10 protein-coding genes and 1 pseudogene are annotated in these 15,079 nt (G+C 72.5%); all 11 read right to left on the bottom strand.

The annotated features are described in order from the left end of the window. Positions 1–8 precede the first annotated feature (8 nt). On the bottom strand, positions 9–857 hold the full coding sequence (locus ACZ4XX_RS07485) for a TatD family hydrolase (RefSeq protein WP_468506990.1): 849 nt from the start codon (positions 855–857) through the stop codon (positions 9–11). Further along, positions 857–1,417 carry an EboA domain-containing protein gene (locus ACZ4XX_RS07480; protein WP_468506989.1) on the bottom strand — a complete coding sequence of 187 codons (561 nt, stop codon included), beginning with the start codon at positions 1,415–1,417 and terminating at the stop codon, positions 857–859. Before ACZ4XX_RS07480 ends, ACZ4XX_RS07485 begins: the two co-directional genes overlap by 1 nt. After that, the gene (locus ACZ4XX_RS07475) at positions 1,411–2,385 is read right to left on the bottom strand and encodes a sugar phosphate isomerase/epimerase family protein (protein ID WP_468506988.1); all 975 of its coding nucleotides are present in this window, start codon (positions 2,383–2,385) and stop codon (positions 1,411–1,413) included. The genes ACZ4XX_RS07480 and ACZ4XX_RS07475 overlap by 7 nt, the downstream gene beginning before the upstream one ends. Next, the gene (locus ACZ4XX_RS07470; protein ID WP_468506987.1) at positions 2,382–3,443 is read right to left on the bottom strand and encodes an SCO3242 family prenyltransferase; all 1,062 of its coding nucleotides are present in this window, start codon (positions 3,441–3,443) and stop codon (positions 2,382–2,384) included. The genes ACZ4XX_RS07475 and ACZ4XX_RS07470 overlap by 4 nt, the downstream gene beginning before the upstream one ends. Next, on the bottom strand, positions 3,440–4,669 hold the full coding sequence (locus ACZ4XX_RS07465) for an inositol-3-phosphate synthase (protein WP_468506986.1): 1,230 nt from the start codon (positions 4,667–4,669) through the stop codon (positions 3,440–3,442). The genes ACZ4XX_RS07470 and ACZ4XX_RS07465 overlap by 4 nt, the downstream gene beginning before the upstream one ends. A 241-nt stretch (positions 4,670–4,910) precedes the next feature. Further along, a pseudogene (locus ACZ4XX_RS07460) lies at positions 4,911–8,596 on the bottom strand (ThuA domain-containing protein). Between the two features lie 258 nt (positions 8,597–8,854). Then, complete coding sequence (locus ACZ4XX_RS07455) at positions 8,855–9,859, bottom strand: sugar phosphate isomerase/epimerase family protein (RefSeq protein ID WP_468506985.1); 1,005 nt, start codon at positions 9,857–9,859, stop codon at positions 8,855–8,857. 13 nt (positions 9,860–9,872) lie between these two features. Further along, positions 9,873–11,243, bottom strand: a complete 1,371-nt coding sequence (locus tag ACZ4XX_RS07450; protein WP_468506984.1) for a Gfo/Idh/MocA family protein — start codon at positions 11,241–11,243, stop codon at positions 9,873–9,875. A 141-nt stretch (positions 11,244–11,384) separates the two neighbouring features. Next, complete coding sequence (locus ACZ4XX_RS07445; RefSeq protein WP_468506983.1) at positions 11,385–12,431, bottom strand: substrate-binding domain-containing protein; 1,047 nt, start codon at positions 12,429–12,431, stop codon at positions 11,385–11,387. Between the two features lie 127 nt (positions 12,432–12,558). Further along, the gene (locus ACZ4XX_RS07440; RefSeq protein ID WP_468506982.1) at positions 12,559–13,557 is read right to left on the bottom strand and encodes an ABC transporter permease; all 999 of its coding nucleotides are present in this window, start codon (positions 13,555–13,557) and stop codon (positions 12,559–12,561) included. Then, a complete protein-coding gene (locus tag ACZ4XX_RS07435) occupies positions 13,554–15,071 on the bottom strand; it encodes a sugar ABC transporter ATP-binding protein (RefSeq protein ID WP_468506981.1) in 1,518 nt (505 codons plus the stop codon). The genes ACZ4XX_RS07440 and ACZ4XX_RS07435 overlap by 4 nt, the downstream gene beginning before the upstream one ends. Positions 15,072–15,079 lie beyond the last annotated feature (8 nt).

The following is a 15,079-nucleotide window of genomic DNA, read 5'->3' as shown; positions in this document are numbered from 1 at the left end:
GGATCGCCTCATTCCCCGCCGCGGAGCACGGAGTTGCCCTCGTGCAGGTCCGGCGGGGTGGGGAGGTCGAGGTGGAGGCGTCCGCTGAGCCCGTAGAAGGCGACGGGGTTGCGCCAGAGGACCTGGTCCACGTCGTCGTCCGTGAAGCCGGCGTCGAGCATGGCCCGGGCGACGGCGCGGGTCTTGAGGGGGTCGCTGCGGCCCCAGTCGGCGGCCGAGTTCACCAGAACGCGGTCGGTGCCGTACTCCTTGAGGATCGCGACCGTCCGGTCCTCGTCCATCTTGGTGTCGGGATAGACGGAGAAGCCGAGCCAGGCGCCGCTGTCGGCGGCCTCCTTGACGGTCGTCTCGTTGAGGTGGTCGAGGAGGACGCGGTCGGGGGCGAGCGCGGACTCACGCACGACGTCGACGGTGCGGCGCAGGCCGGTGAGCTTGTCGCGGTGCGGGGTGTGGACGAGCGCCGGCAGGCCGTGGTCGGCGGCGAGCTGGAGCTGGGCGGCGAGCGCGGTGTCCTCGGCGGGTGTCAGGGAGTCGTAGCCGATCTCGCCGACGGCGACGACGCCGTCCTTGGCGAGATACCGGGGCAGGTCGTCGAGGACGGGGTCGCAGCGGGGGTCGTTGGCCTCCTTCGGGTTGAGGGCGAGGGCGCAGTGGTGGGCGATGCCGTGCTGGGCGGCTCGGAAGGGCTCCCAGCCGAGGAGGGAGTCGAAGTAGTCGAGGAAGGAGGCGGGCGAGGTGCGCGGCTGGCCGAGCCAGAAGGACGGTTCGACGAGGGCGCGGACCCCGGCGTCGTACATCGCCCGGTAGTCGTCCGTGGTGCGCGAGGTCATGTGGATGTGCGGGTCGAAGATGCGCATCAGGACTCCTCGGTGGGGGCGGTGAGGGCGAGGACGCGGGTCAGATCGGCGGGGACGTCGCGGCCGGCGGCGGTGCGTTCGGCGGCGTGGTCGGCGAGCATCCGGGCGAGTTCGCCGTCACCGGCGGCACGCTCGGCGAGTCCGGCGACGGCGGTGACGGGGACGTCGGTGAAGAGACATTTGAGGAGGGCGTGCCGCCAGGCGTGGGGGGTGAGGTGGGTGGCGGCGTAGGGGCCGACGGCGGCGGCGATGAGGGTGGTGTCGTGGGTGCGGAGGGCGTCCTCGACGAGGGGCACGGCCTCGGGACCGGTGACGAGAGCGGGGAGGACCAGGAGGACGGCGCGGCGCTCGGCGGCGGCGCCGTGCCGGTAGAGCCGGGTGAGGGTGTCGGGGTCGGCGCCGGCAGTCCGGAGAAGAAGGGTGCGGGCCTCGTCCGCGTGCTCGTGCCCACAGTGCCGGCCGGCGGCGACGAAGCGCTCCTCCCAGCCGGGGGCTCGGGCCTCGGCCTCGGCGAGGGCGGAGTCCAGCCAGGCGCGGGCGGCGGCGGTGACGGTCAGCATGTCGGGGTCTCCCGGCGCAGGAAGGAGAGGGAGGTGCAGGCGAGTCCGGGGCCGGCGTGGGAGTGGCGGGGCAGCTCGACGACGGTCAGACCGGGGTAGCCGGCGGCGGTGAGTTCGGCGAGGGCGGCGAGCACCGGCGGGAAGTCGATCTCGCCGTCGCCGAACGGCAGGTGCTCGTGCACACCGCGGCGCATGTCCTCGATCTGGATGTGGTGGACCCAGGGGGCGGCCGCGCGCAGGCAGTCGGCGGGAGGGAGGGGTTCGAGGCACTGGCAGTGGCCGATGTCGAGGGTGAGGCCGAGGACGGCGGGCGCGGGGTCGCCGAGGAGTCCGCGCAGGTGGTGGAAGTCGTCGAGGGTGGCGAGGAGGTGGCCGGGTTCGGGTTCGACGGCCAAGGGGACGCGGGCGGCTTCCGCGGCCTCCAGGACAGGGGTGAGCGAGGAGGTGAGCCGTTTCCAGGCCTCGTCCGGTGGGGTGTCGGCCGGGAGGATGCCGCTGAAGCAGTGCACGGCGTGCGCGCCGAGGTCGGAGGCGACCCGAACGGCCCGCAGCAGGAGCCGGACCCGGGCGGCGCGGTCCTCGGGGTCGGGGTCGAGGAGGGACGGGCCGTGTTTGCGGCGCGGGTCGAGGACGTAGCGGGCGCCGGTCTCGACGGTCACTCCGAGCCCCAACTCGCCGAGGCGCCGGGCGACCTGGGCGGTACGGGCAGCCAGGTCGGGGGCGAGGGGGTCGAGGTGCATGTGGTCGAGGGTCAGCCCCACGCCGTCGTAGCCGAGATCGGCGAGGAGCCCGAGGGCGTCGTCGAGGCGGAGATCGGTGAGGCCGTTGGTGCCGTAGCCCAGCCGCGGGCGGCCCGAGGAGCGCGGAGCGGAACGGGAGGAGGCAGGGGCGGCCAGCCGGGCGGCGGACCCGGTACGGGACGGGTCCGGCCGGCGAGGGGCGGGACCGGCGGTGCCGGCGGTACTCATGTGGGGCTCACCTTCCGGGCGAGGGCGCGCGCGGCCGGGACCAGGCCGAGCAGGGCGAGCGCGGTCCCCGGCGCCCCTGCCCGGGCGGCCAACGCGGCCTGCAGCGGAATGGTGGCCCGGATCCCCCCGCCGACTGCCCGCTCGGTGAGCGCCGCAGACGGGTTGAGCGCGGCGTGGAGGAGGAGGGTGGCCGGGGTTCGGGCATAGGCCAGGGCGAGGAGGGTGCCGAGACCACGGGAGGAGAGGGGCCGGCGAACGGAGAGGAGAGGGCCGGAGGAGAGGAGCCGGCGGGAGGGGAGCAGCCCGGAGGAGGGGAGGGGCCGGCTGGCAGGGAGGACGGGGTGGGGGTGGGGGGCGGGGGCGGGGGGCCCGGAGAGGGAGGGCGCGGTGGTCGTGTCGCGCCGCGCGCCGAATACCTCACCGGATGCCGCTCCTGCCACCGCCAGGGTGACGGCGAGGGCGGCAAGCGGGGTGCGGGTGGAGCCGCCCTGCGTCTCGTGACGGGAGACGGCCGTGACGGCGTAGGTGTGCGCCCCCAGCAGGGCCGCGGACGGCAGGGCGTGGGCAGCGCGGCGGTGGGGTCCGCCGTCGCCGCCCGTCGAGGCCGTCGCGCCCAGAAGGAGGTCGAGGGCCCGGGCCGTGGCCATGGCGCCGGGACCCGCCGGGGTGTGCTTCAGGCCGAGGTCGTAGGCCCAGACCGTGGTGGCGAGGGCGGTGGCGACCGCGAGGGAGGGACGGCCCGCGCGGGAGGCCAGTGCCAGGCCCGCCGCCGTCAGGGCCGCCGAGACCGCGAGGGCGGCGCTCGGCGCGATGCGGCCGGAGGGCAGGGGGCGGTGGGGGCGTTCGGCCGCGTCCTCGGCCCGGTCGGCCCAGTCGTTGAGGGCCATCCCCGCCTCGTACAGGCAGAGCGAGGCGCCGATCGCGCAGAACGTGCCCCGGCCGGGGCGGACCCCGGCCGCCGCCGCGCCCGCGAGGGCGTCCCCGGGCACCGAGAACAGGGCCGATACGCGGAGGAGTTCCGCCCAGGCCTGCGCCCTGCCGGTACGCCGCCGGGTCATCGGGCGGCCCCCGTCCCCGGCCTCGTGTCGTCCGTACCGGCGTGCCCTGTGCCCGCGTCCGCCGCGCCCGCATCGCTCACGTCACCCGCATCGCCCGTACGCGGGTTCACCCTGCCCGGGTGGTCGCCGAGTGTGCGGCCGAAGGTCAGCAGGCGGTCGTACTGGTCCGCCAGTGAGGCCGGTGGGGTGCCTTCCGGGTCCTTGAAGTAGAAGGCGAGGTCCTCCAGGGGCCCCGCGAGGCCCTTCTCGTGGGCGCGGGCCGTGAGGCGTGCCAGGTCGAGGACGAGGGGGGCCGCGAGGGCCGAGTCGCAGCCCTGCCAGAGGGTCTGGAGGATCATGCGGGTGCCGAGGAAGCCGTCGAAGGCGATGTGGTCCCAGGCGGTCTTCCACTCCCCCATCGCGGGGACGTCGTCGATGTGGACCTGGCCTTCGATGCCGGGGCCGAGGGTGTCGGTGAGGACGCGTTCCTTCCCGGCGTTCTTGGCGGCCGCGGCCGCCGGGTCGGCGAGGGCGGCTCCGTCGCCGCCGCCGAGGAGGTTGCTGCCGGACCAGGCGCGCACGGTCAGGGCGCGCTGGCGGAACATCGGGGCGAGGACGGCGCGGAGCAGGGTCTGGCCGGTCTTGCCGTCGCGGCCCGCGTGCGGCAGCCGGCTCGCGGCGAGCGGGGCGGCGAGTGCGGGGTGACGCAGGCCCGTGGACGGGGTGAAGTTGATGTACGGGCATCCGGCGCGCAGTGCGGCGGCGGCGTACAGGGTGCTGGGTGGGAGCCCGGCGCCCCCCGACGCCGGCTCCGTGGATGCCACATTGACGACCACGACGCGGTCCAGGCCAATGCGTCGGCGAAAGTCCGTCAGGTCGTGGGTGAAGGCGGTGATGAGCTGTTCGTCGGTGCGGGTGTCGCCGGGGGCGGGTCCGCCTGGGCGGATCTCGCGGTCGGCGGCCTCGAGTTCGCGGGTGACGGTCCGGGTGAGGCCGTACGGGAGGACTCCGGCGGTGGTGAGTTGTTCGGCGCGCTTGGGGAGCGGGCAGTCGGTGGTGTCGTGTCCGCCGAAGACGAGGGAGGCGAGTGGGGGCAGGCCGGCGTCGGCGAGTTCGGGGGTTTCGGTGGCCATGCCGGTGGGTGGATGGAGTCCTGCGACGAGAGCGGCGCAGCCGACCATGGTGGTGGTGGCGACGGAGCCTCTCGCGCCTATGAGCCAGATTCCGGTGCGGGGTGCGTGGGTCATGGCGTCGGCCTCCCTGCTCGTCCAGCGGAAAGAGGGGTGGTGGGGTGGGGTGGGGTGGGTCGTGACGGTGGGCGGGGGGTACGGCGCCGCCCCGCCCACCGTCGTCCGGGGGCTCCCGTCAGCTGGGTGTGGGAGCCGGTCGGAGGAGCTCCGTCAGGGAGCGAGCTCCGCCAGGAGCCGTCAGGAGCCGTCAGAAGGGGAACTCCGTCAGAAGGGGACCTTCGTCAGGAGAGGTGCTCCGTCAGGAGGGGAGTTCCTTGAGGCGGATGTCGCGGAAGGCGGCCTTGTCGGTTGCTCCGTGGTTCTGGATGCCGATGTGGCCGCTGGTGAGGCTGCGGGCGGGGTCGGTGTTGGTGAAGTCGTTGATCTTGATGCCGTTGAGGAAGACCTGGAGGCGTTCGCCCTGGACGCGGATCTCGTAGGTGTTCCACTGGCCGGGCGGGCGGAGGGCCTGGTCGCGGGCCTTGAGGTTGGCGGACTTGAAGCCGTAGACGGCTCCGGTGGTGCGGTCGGCGGCGTCGGTGGCGTCGATCTGGATCTCGTAGCCGTTGTTCACGGCGGACCAGGGGTCGTCGCTGGCGGGGAAGCCGACGAAGATGCCGGAGTTGGAGTCGCCGGTGAGTTTCCAGTCGAGGGTGAGCGAGTAGGACCGGAGTTCCCTGGCCTGGTACCAGAGCATGCCCATGCCGCCGGTGGAGTGGAGTGCGCGGTCGGTGATGTCGAAGCCGCCGGGTCCGGCCTGCTTCCAGCCTTCGCGGGTCTCGCCGTTGAAGAGGTCGCGGTAGCCGGTCTGGGGCCTGCAGTCGGCCTTGACCTGGCCGGTGGCGTAGCGGAGGCCGCCCAGGAGGTGTTGGCGGAAGGCGGGTTCGGCGTACGACTCCTTGGTGTGGCCGCCGCCGGTGTAGAAGGAGCGGCCGCCTCCGTAGGTCTGGCACCAGGCGATGGGGTGGTCGCCCTTCATGGTGCCGCCCTGGTAGGTGGTCTCGTCGAGGGTGGCGAGGACGCGTGCCTGGTCGCGGGGGTTGGTGCGGTAGTTGTACCACTCGTCGGTGCGCTGCCAGGGGCCGTCGATGTGGGCGGTGGCGGGGTGGGTGTGGTCTTCGGCGCGGACGGTGGCGGGCTGGATCTGGGGGTGGGACTGGAAGTAGGCGCCGACGAGTCCGCCGTAGAAGCTCCAGTCGTATTCGGTGTCGGCCGCGGCGTGGATGCCCATGTAGCCGCCGCCGGTGGAGACGTAGTTCTCGAAGGCCTTCTGCTGGTCCGCGTCGAGGACGTCGCCGGTGGTGGAGAGGAAGACGACGGCGTCGTAGCGGGCGAGGTTGTTGGTGGTGAACTGGCGTGGTTCTTCGGTGTTGTCGACGATGATGTCGTGGTCGGCGCCGAGTTCCCTGAGGGCGGTGATGCCGGTGCCGATGGAGTCGTGGCGGAAGCCGGCGGTCTTGGAGAAGACGAGGACTCGTCTGGCGTTGCGGTCGGCCGGGGTGCTGGAGAACGTGAAGTCGTCGAGGTCGTAGAGGGCGCCGGTGCCGCCCTTGAAGACGAGGAAGAGTTCGGTGGTCTTGCGGGGCAGGTTCCGCAGGGGTACGTCGATGTCCTGGAAGGTCTCCCAGCCTCCGGTGACGGGGACGGGTGCGGAGCCGTGGAGGGGGCCGGTGGGTGAGCCGGTGCGGATTTCGAGGAAGCCGCCGTTGCCGCCGGAGGAGATGCGGGCGGTGAGCTTGGTGGCTCCGGTCACGTTGTAGGGCTTGAAGGAGATCCAGTCGCCGTCGTTGATGTCGCCGACGGTGCGTCCGCCGTTGGCCTGGGTCTTGTCGAAGAGGTTGACGCCGTCCTGGGCGTCGAAGTGTTCGGCCTGGCGGTGGCGGGGCTGGAGTTTGGCCTGGTCGTGGGTGGTGAGGGCGGCTTGGCAGCCGCCTCCGCCGTCGGTGTACTCGGCGTCGAAGACGGCGAAGATGTTGGCGTCGTCGTCGTGGCCGCCGTCCGCGGAGGTCTTGATGGTGCCGGTGCAGCCGTTGGCGGTGGTGACGGGGTGGCCGTGGCTGTCGTGGCCGAGGACGTAGGTGACCTTGACCTTGGCGCAGTCGATGGTGCCGTCTTCGGGGTCGGTGACGGTGACCTTGAAGGGGATGTCGTCGCCGAAGGAGAAGAGGGCGCCTTCTGCGGGGAGTTCGAGGGTGACCTTGGGTGCGGTGTTGCCGACGACGAGGTGGACGGAGGCGGAGCCGGTGCGGCCGCTTGCGTCCTTCGCGGTCACGGTCGCCGTGTAGGTGCCGTTCTTGCGGTAGGTGTGGGTGGGGTTGGCGGCGGTGGACGTGCCGCCGTCTCCGAAGTCCCAGGTGTACGTGAGGGCGTCGCCGTCACCGTCGGTGGTGCCGGCGGAGGAGAAGGCGACCTTCAGCGGGGCGGTGCCGGAGGTCTTGTTCGCGCCGGCCTCGGCGACCGGGGAGCGTCCGCCGGTGGCGTTCTCGATGCGGTAGAGGCCGGAGTTGTGGTCGCCGCCGAACCAGGCGGTGCCGTAGTCGAGGACGTAGAGGGCTCCGTCGGGGCCGAAGGCCATGTCCATGATCTGGGTGCCGGTCCAGGGGACGTCGTTGATGGCGGCGACGGTGCCGTCGGCGTCCTGGTCGATGCGCTTGATCCAGCGGCGGCCGAACTCGCCGGCGAAGAAGTCGCCGTCGTACGCCTCGGGGAACTTCACCGGGGACGTGCTGGCGGGGTCGTAGCGGTAGACGGGGCCGCCCATGGGTGATTCGGAGCCGGTGCCGAACTCGGGTACGGAACCGCCGTTGTAGGGGATCCACGCGGGTTGGGCGGGCGGGAGGTCGACGAGTCCGGTGTTGTACGGGGAGTCGTTCTTGAGGGCGGCGCAGTCGTAGGTGGCGCCGGGCGTCTTGGTGGCGAAGTCGTAGTCGACGTAGGGGTCGTTGTCGCCGGTGCAGAACGGCCAGCCGAAGTTGCCCGGCTTGGCGATGCGGGCGAACTCCACCTGTCCGGCGGGGCCTCGCTGGGGGTCGGCGGCGCCGGCGTCGGGGCCGTAGTCGCCGACGTAGAGGACGCCGGTGGCCTTGTCGACGCTGAAGCGGAAGGGGTTGCGGAAGCCCATGGCGTAGATCTCGGGCCGGGTCTTGGCGGTGCCGGGGGCGAAGAGGTTGCCGTCGGGGACGGTGTAGGTGCCGTCGTCGGCGACCTTGATGCGGAGGATCTTGCCGCGGAGGTCGTTGGTGTTGCCCGAGGTGCGGCGGGCGTCGAACGCGGGGTTGCGGCCCGGGCGTTCGTCGATGGGGGTGAATCCGTCGGAGGCGAAGGGGTTGGAGTCGTCGCCGGTCGAGAGGTAGAGGTTGCCCTGGGCGTCGAAGTCGATGTCGCCGCCGACGTGGCAGCAGATCCCGCGGGTGGCGGGGATGTCGATGACCTTCTTCTCGCTGGCGTTGTCGAGGGTGCCGTCGGCTCTCAGGGTGAAGCGGGAGAGGCGGTTGACGCCGTCGTACTTCGCGAAGTCGGCGGCGGTGCCGTTCTCGGGTGCGTCGCCGGCGGGGTGTCGAGGGGTGGGGCGTAGTAGAGGTAGACGGCCTTGGTGCGGGCGAAGTCCGGGTCGAGGCCGATGCCCTGGAGGCCTTCCTCGTCGTGGGAGTAGACGGGGACGGTGCCGATGACGGTGGTGTTGCCGGCGGCGTCGGTGCGGCGGAGTTCGCCGTTGCGGGAGGTGTGGAGGACGCTGCGGTCCGGGAGTACGGCGAGGGACATGGGTTCGCCGACCTCCTCGCCTCCCTTGGCGAGGGTGATCTGCTGGAATTCCTCGGCTGCCGAGGCGGCGGCGGGGGTGGGGGCCTCGGGTTCGGCGGCGAGGGCCTGGGGGGTGCCGAGGGTGAGCAGTCCGATGGCGAGTAGGGCGAGCGACTTCCTGGGGCGGAGTCGTTTTCTGTGCACGGGTGTCCTCCGGAGTCGGGCCGGTTGTGCGGGTTGTCCGGAGACCGGCGTGCGCCGTCACGCTGGTCACGTCACGCAGTTACGTCACACAGTTACGTCATGTACACATCAGGGACCGTAGCCGGGTTCGTCCACCACGGAAAGCCCTTGTGCACCAGTGCGGTCGAACTTTTCCCCGCGAGAGGACAAAGACTCTCGCGGGCAGCACGGACCGGCCCGGCGGCATCTCGCCGCCAGGCGCGGACCTGCGCTCTCACCTCAGTCGGCGCTCCCGAAGGCCGCGTCGAAGGAGGCGGTCGGGGGATCGAAGTCGTACCGCTTGAGGAAGGACAGCGCCTCGGGGGCGCCGGTCAGCCGGTCCATGCCGGCGTCCTCCCACTCCACGGAGACGGGCCCGGCGTAGCCGATGGACCGGAGCATCCGGAAGACGTCCTCCCAGGGCACGTCGCCGTGTCCCGCAGAGACGAAGTCCCAGCCGCGGCGGGGGTCGCCCCAGGGCAGATGGGAGCCGAGCCGGCCGCTCCGGCCGTCGAGCCGCTTGCGGGCCTCCTTGCAGTCCACGTGGTAGATGCGGTCGCGGAAGTCCCACAGGAAGCCGACGGGGTCGAGGTCCTGCCACACGAAGTGGCTGGGGTCGAAGTTGAGCCCGAAGGCGGGACGCCGGTCGACGGCGTCCAGGGCCCGCTGGGTGGTCCAGTAGTCGTAGGCGATCTCGCTGGGGTGGACCTCGTGGGCGAAGCGGACGCCCTCGGCGTCGAAGACGTCGAGGATCGGGTTCCACCGTTCCGCGAAGTCCTCGAAGCCGCGCTCGACCATGCGCTCGGGAACCGGCGGGAACATCGCCACCAGATGCCAGATGGAGGAGCCGGTGAAGCCGATGACGGTGTCCACACCGAGCGCGGCCGCGGCGCGCGCGGTGTCCGCGAGCTCGCGGGCGGCCCGCTGCCGCACCCCTTCGGCGTCGCCGTCGCCCCAGATCCGGGCGGGCACGATCGCCTGGTGACGCTCGTCGATGGGATGGTCGCACACGGCCTGTCCCACCAGGTGGTTGGAGATCGCCCAGCACTTCAGGCCGTACGCGTCGAGCAGTTCGCGCCTGCCCTTGACGTACGCCGGATCGGCGAGGGCCTTGTCGACCTCGAAGTGATCGCCCCAGCAGGCGAGTTCGAGGCCGTCGTAGCCGAAGTCGCGGGCGAGCCGGCAGACCTCCTCCAGGGGCAGGTCGGCCCACTGGCCGGTGAAGAGCGTGAAGGGTCGTGGCACGGTCGGGCGCCTCCTAGCTCGGTGCGGATGTGTCGGCGGGCGTGGCGGTGGCCGGGCCTCCGGTCGCGCCGGGAGCCGTGCCGGTGGCCGGGCCTCCGGTCGCGCCGGGAGCCGTGCCGGTGGCCGGGCCCCCGGTCGTGCCCGTGGCCGTGGCGGCGGCCCCGCCGGCAGAAGTGTGGACCGGGATGCCGACCGGGGTGTAGACCGCGTTGCTCCGGGCGCTCTCCTCCACCGCGGCCAGGACCCGCTGGACCTGGAGGCCGTCGGCGAACGAGGGCGCGGGGGCGATGCCGCTCGCGACGGCGTGGACCAGGTCGCGGGCCTGGTGGGCGAAGGTGTGCTCGTAGCCGAGCGCGTGACCGGGTGGCCACCAGCCCTCCAGGTACGGGTGGTCGGGTTCGGTCACCAGGATGCGGCGGAAGCCGGCCGAGACCGCCGGTTCGGTGTGGTCGTGGAAGGACAGTTCGTTGAGCCGTTCCAGGTCGAAGGCGAGCGAGCCGCGCTCTCCGTTGATCTCGAGGCGCAGCGCGTTCTTGCGGCCCGCGGCCATCCGGGTGGCTTCGAAGGAGGCGAGCGCGCCGGAGGCGAGCCGCCCCGTGAACAGGGCCGCGTCGTCGACGGTGACCTGCCCGTACGCCTCCGATCCCGTTCCCCCGGCGAGGCCGCCCGCGGCGACGCCCGCGAGCAGCGGCCGCTTCCGTACGAAGGTCTCGGTGAGTGCCGAGACGCCGACGAGCGGCTCCCCCGCCAGGTACTGGGCGAGGTCGACGGCGTGCGCCCCCAGGTCTCCGAGCGCGCCGGATCCCGCGTGTTCGCGTTCCAGGCGCCAGGTGAGCGGGAAGGCGGGGTCGACCAGCCAGTCCTGGAGGTAGGTGACGCGGACGTGCCGCAGGGTGCCGAGCCGGCCGTCCGCGATGAGCTGCCGGGCGTACGAGAGGGCTGGCACGCGGCGGTAGTTGAAGCCGACCATGGCGATCTGGCCCCGGGCGGCGGCGGCTTCGGCGGCCGCTGCCATGATCTCGGCCTCGGCGACCGAGTTGGCGAGCGGCTTCTCGCACAGCACGTGCTTGCCGGCCTCCAGGGCGGCGACGGCGATCTCCGCATGGCTGTCGCCGGGGGTGCAGACGTCGACGAGCTGGACGTCGTCGCGGGCGATCAGGGCGCGCCAGTCGGTTTCGGCGGCGGCCCAGCCGTGCCGTCGGGCGGCGGCCCGGACGGCGGTGGCGTCTCGGCCCGCGACGGCGGCGAGGACGGGTCGCAGCGGCAGGTCGAAGACGCGGCCCGCGGTGCGCCAGCCCTGTGAGTGGGCGGCTCCCATGAACGCGTAGCCGACCATGCCGATGCCGAGCGTCGGCGGTGCGGCCTCGCTCTCCGTCTGTTCCATACGGTTCCTCCGTTTCGTGGTGCGGCGAGTTCCTGCTCCCCGGGGGCGGTCGGGCCGCCGGGGACCGGTCCGGCCGGGCGGCCCGGCGGGGGCCGCCCGGGTACGGACCGCCCGGGTCCCGGTCGCCCGGGGCCGGGCCGGTCAGCTGAAGCCGGTGGGCAGGTACTCGTCGACGTTCTCCTTGGTGACGACGGCCGAGTAGAGGGTGATCGAGGCGGGGATCTCCAGCTCGGACATGCCGCCGACGCCCTTCTTCTGGCCGAGGGCGCGGGCGAGGTCGATCGCGGAGGCGGCCATGGTGGGCGGGTAGAGGACGGTGGCCTTGAGGACTCCGGTGTCGGCCTTGATGGCGTCCATGGCGGCCTTGGCGCCGGCGCCGCCGACCATGAGGAAGTCCTTGCGGCCGGCTTGGGCGACGGCCCGCAGCGCGCCGACCCCCTGGTCGTCGTCGTGGTTCCACAGGGCGTCGAACTTCGGCTGTGCCTGCAGGAGTTGGGCCATCTTGGCCTGCCCGGACTCGACGGTGAAGTCGGCGGCCTGGCGGGCGACCTTGCGGATGTTGGGGTAGTTCTTGAGGGCGTCGTCGAAGCCCTGGGTGCGCTGCTTGGTGAGTTCGAGGCTGTCCATGCCGGCGAGTTCGACGACGGTGGCGTTCGGCTTGTCCTTGAGCTGTTCGCCGATGAAGTTGCCGGCGTTGAGGCCCATGCCGTAGTTGTCGCCGCCGATCCAGCAGCGGTAGGCCTGCGGGGAGGCGAAGATCCGGTCGAGGTTGATGACGGGGATGCCGGCCTTCATGGCCTGGAGGCCGATCTGGGTGAGGGCCTTGCCGTCGGCGGGGAGGATGACGAGGACGTCGACCTTCTTGTTGATGAGGGTCTGGACCTGGCCGATCTGGGTGGCGGTGTCGTTGGAGCCCTCGGTGATCTCCAGGGTGACGTCGGAGTACTTCTTCGCGCGCCGCTCGGCGTTGTCGTTGATGGCGTTGAGCCAGCCGTGGTCGGCCTGCGGGCCGGCGAAACCGATGGTGACGGGGGTGCCGGGCTTGTCGTCGGCGGCCGGTGCGGCGCTCCCGACGGGCGCTGTGTCCTTGGCGTCCTTCGGCTCGTTGCTCGTACAGGCCGTGAGCAGGGCGCCGGCGGAGACGGCCGCGCCGCCGAGGAGGAGGTGTCTGCGGCTGGTTTCGGGCATGGCGGTGGATCCCTTCCGAGCGGGTGGTGGTGAAGGGGGCGGTGGTGACGGGGGTGACCAGGGGCGGTGGTGACGGGGGGAGCCGGGGGGCGGTGGTGCCGGGGGGGTGGGTTCGGCGTGTGTCCGGTCAGGTTCCGTCGCGGACCGTGCGGCGCTGGAGCAGGACGGCGGCGACGATGATGGCGCCCTTGGCGATCTGCTGGACGTCGCTCTGCAGGTTGTTGAGCGCGAAGATGTTGGTGATCGTCGTGAAGACGAGGACGCCGAGGACCGAGCCGACGATGGTGCCCCGGCCACCGCTGAGGAGGGTGCCGCCGATGATGGCGGCGGCGATGGCGTCGAGCTCGTACAGGTTGCCGTTGGTGTTCTGGCCGGAGCCGGCGAGCACGACGAGCAGGAAGGCGGCGATGCCGCAGCACAGGCCGGAGAGCAGATAGAGGAAGAGCCGCTGGCGGCGTACGTCGATGCCGGCGAGGCGGGCGGCCTCCGGGTTGCCGCCGACGGCGATGGTGCGGCGGCCGAAGGTGGTCCGGTTGAGGAGCAGCCAGCCGGCGACGGTGACGGCCGCGAAGACGAGGACGAGCGGCGGTATGCCGAGCACGTAGGCGTCGGGGAGGCCGAGGTCGAGGACGGACGCGACGGTGACGATCTGTGTCTTGCCGTCGGTGATCTGGAGGGCGAGACCGCGGGCCGAGGCCAGCATGGCGAGGGTCGCGATGAACGGGACCATGCCGCCGTACGCGACGAGGACGCCGTTCACGAGGCCGCAGCCGAGTCCGACGGCGACGGCCGTGAAGAGGATGCCGGCGAAGCCGAACTCCTGGGTGGCGAGAGTGGTGGCCCATACGGAGGCGAGGGCGACGATCGCGCCGACGGAGAGGTCGATGCCGCCGCTGGTGATGACGAAGGTCATGCCGACGGTGACGACGCCGATCACGGAGGCCTGCGTCAGGACGAGTTGGAGGTTGGAGGTGGCGAGGAACTCGGCGGGCCGGGTCAGGCCGCCGACGACGATCAGTGCGGCGAGCACACCGAGCAGCGACAGGTTGCGGACGTCGGCCCTGAGGCCGAGTGTCCGCCAGCGGCCTTCCCGGGGCGGCGCCTTGGCCGGGGTGGTGAGCGTCATGCCGCAGGGCTCCCTTCCATCACGAGGTCGAGTACGCGGTGTTCGTCGAGGTCACGGGCGGGCGCCTGGTGGACGACCCGGCCCTCCCGGAGGACCAGGACGCGGTCGGCGAGGCCGAGGACCTCGGGCACCTCGCTGGAGACGAGGAGGACGGCGAGGCCGTCGTCGGCGAGCCCCCGGATGACCGCGTACAGCTCGGCGCGGGCGCCGACGTCGACGCCCCGGGTGGGTTCGTCGAGGAGGAGGACGCGGCAGCCCCGGAGGAGCCAGCGGGCGAGGACGGCCTTCTGCTGGTTGCCGCCGGACAGGGTGCGGACCGGGGCGTCCGGGAGATCGGGGCGCAGCGACAGGGTGCGGGTGGCGGTCCTGGCCGTCTCGCGTTCGGTGGCGCGGTCGATCCAGCCGGCCCTGGAGAAGCGGGCGAGGGAGGAGACGGAGACGTTGCGGGTGACGGATTCGAGGAGGAGCAGGCCCTGCGCCTTGCGTTCCTCGGGGGCGAGGCCGAGTCCGGCGGCGACGGCGGCGGGGACGCTGCCGGGGCGCAGGGGCCGTCCGTCGACGGTCACGCGGCCCGAGGTGGGCTTCCGCGCTCCGTAGACGGTCTCCAGGATCTCGGAGCGGCCGGAGCCGACGAGTCCGGCGAGGCCGACGATCTCGCCGGGGCGGAGTTCGAGGTCGAGGGCCTCGAACTCCCCTTTCCTGGCGAGTCCCTGGACCCGGAGGACGGGTTCGCCCGTCGGTGGGTGGGCGGGGCGTTCGGGGAAGACGTAGGGGACGTCCCGGCCGGTCATGAGGGCGACGACCTCACGGGTCGGGGTGGTCGCCGCGGGCAGGCCGCGGGCGACGGCGCGGCCGTCCTTGAGAACGGTGACGCGGTCGCCGATGCGGCGGATCTCCTCCAGGCGGTGGGAGATGTAGACGACGGCGACGCCGTCGGCGGTGAGGTCGGCGACGATCCGGAAGAGGTTGGCGACCTCGTCGGGGTCGAGGGCGGCGGACGGCTCGTCCATGACGATGAGACGGACCTCGTGGGAGAGGGCGCGGGCCATGGAGACGATCTGCTGCTGGGCGGCGGAGAGTTCGCCGACGCGGCGGGCCGGGTCGATCTCGGGGTGCCCGAGGCGTTTCAGGAGGGTGGTGGTGGTTTCCCGTACTTCCCGGGTGCGGACGAATCCGGCGGTGGTGGGTTCGTGGCCGAGGTGGACGTTCTCGGCGACGGAGAGGCCTTCGACGAGGTCGAGTTCCTGGTAGATGGTGGCGATGCCGAGGCGGACGGCGGCGCTCGGGGAGCGGAGCCGTACGGGTGCGCCGTTCCAGGTGATCCGGCCCTCGTCGGGCTGGTGGGCGCCGGCGAGGACCTTGATGAGGGTGGACTTGCCGGCGCCGTTCTGGCCGAGGAGGCAGTGGACCTCGCCGGGCGCGACCTCCAGGTCCACTCCGTCGAGGGCGCGGACGCCGGGGAAGGATTTGGTGATTCCGGACATGGTGAGGAGGGACGGGGGGTGTTCGGGCATGGCGGATA

The sequence above is a fragment of the Streptomyces sp. NPDC029956 genome (genome assembly GCF_055574655.1).
Note: the sequence above shows the minus strand (reverse complement) of the source record. Positions and strands in the feature narration are given on the sequence as shown.

What these genes read in the sequence shown, in the direction of transcription:
- ACZ4XX_RS07485 (WP_468506990.1), bottom strand. Translation starts at nt 857, where the DNA reads ATGCGCATCTTCGACCCGCACATCCACATGACCTCGCGCACCACGGAC.
- ACZ4XX_RS07480 (WP_468506989.1), bottom strand. Translation starts at nt 1,417, where the DNA reads ATGCTGACCGTCACCGCCGCCGCCCGCGCCTGGCTGGACTCCGCCCTC.
- ACZ4XX_RS07475 (WP_468506988.1), bottom strand. Translation starts at nt 2,385, where the DNA reads ATGAGTACCGCCGGCACCGCCGGTCCCGCCCCTCGCCGGCCGGACCCG.
- ACZ4XX_RS07470 (WP_468506987.1), bottom strand. Translation starts at nt 3,443, where the DNA reads ATGACCCGGCGGCGTACCGGCAGGGCGCAGGCCTGGGCGGAACTCCTC.
- ACZ4XX_RS07465 (WP_468506986.1), bottom strand. Translation starts at nt 4,669, where the DNA reads ATGACCCACGCACCCCGCACCGGAATCTGGCTCATAGGCGCGAGAGGC.
- ACZ4XX_RS07450 (WP_468506984.1), bottom strand. Translation starts at nt 11,243, where the DNA reads ATGGAACAGACGGAGAGCGAGGCCGCACCGCCGACGCTCGGCATCGGC.
- ACZ4XX_RS07445 (WP_468506983.1), bottom strand. Translation starts at nt 12,431, where the DNA reads ATGCCCGAAACCAGCCGCAGACACCTCCTCCTCGGCGGCGCGGCCGTC.
- ACZ4XX_RS07440 (WP_468506982.1), bottom strand. Translation starts at nt 13,557, where the DNA reads ATGACGCTCACCACCCCGGCCAAGGCGCCGCCCCGGGAAGGCCGCTGG.
- ACZ4XX_RS07435 (WP_468506981.1), bottom strand. Translation starts at nt 15,071, where the DNA reads ATGCCCGAACACCCCCCGTCCCTCCTCACCATGTCCGGAATCACCAAA.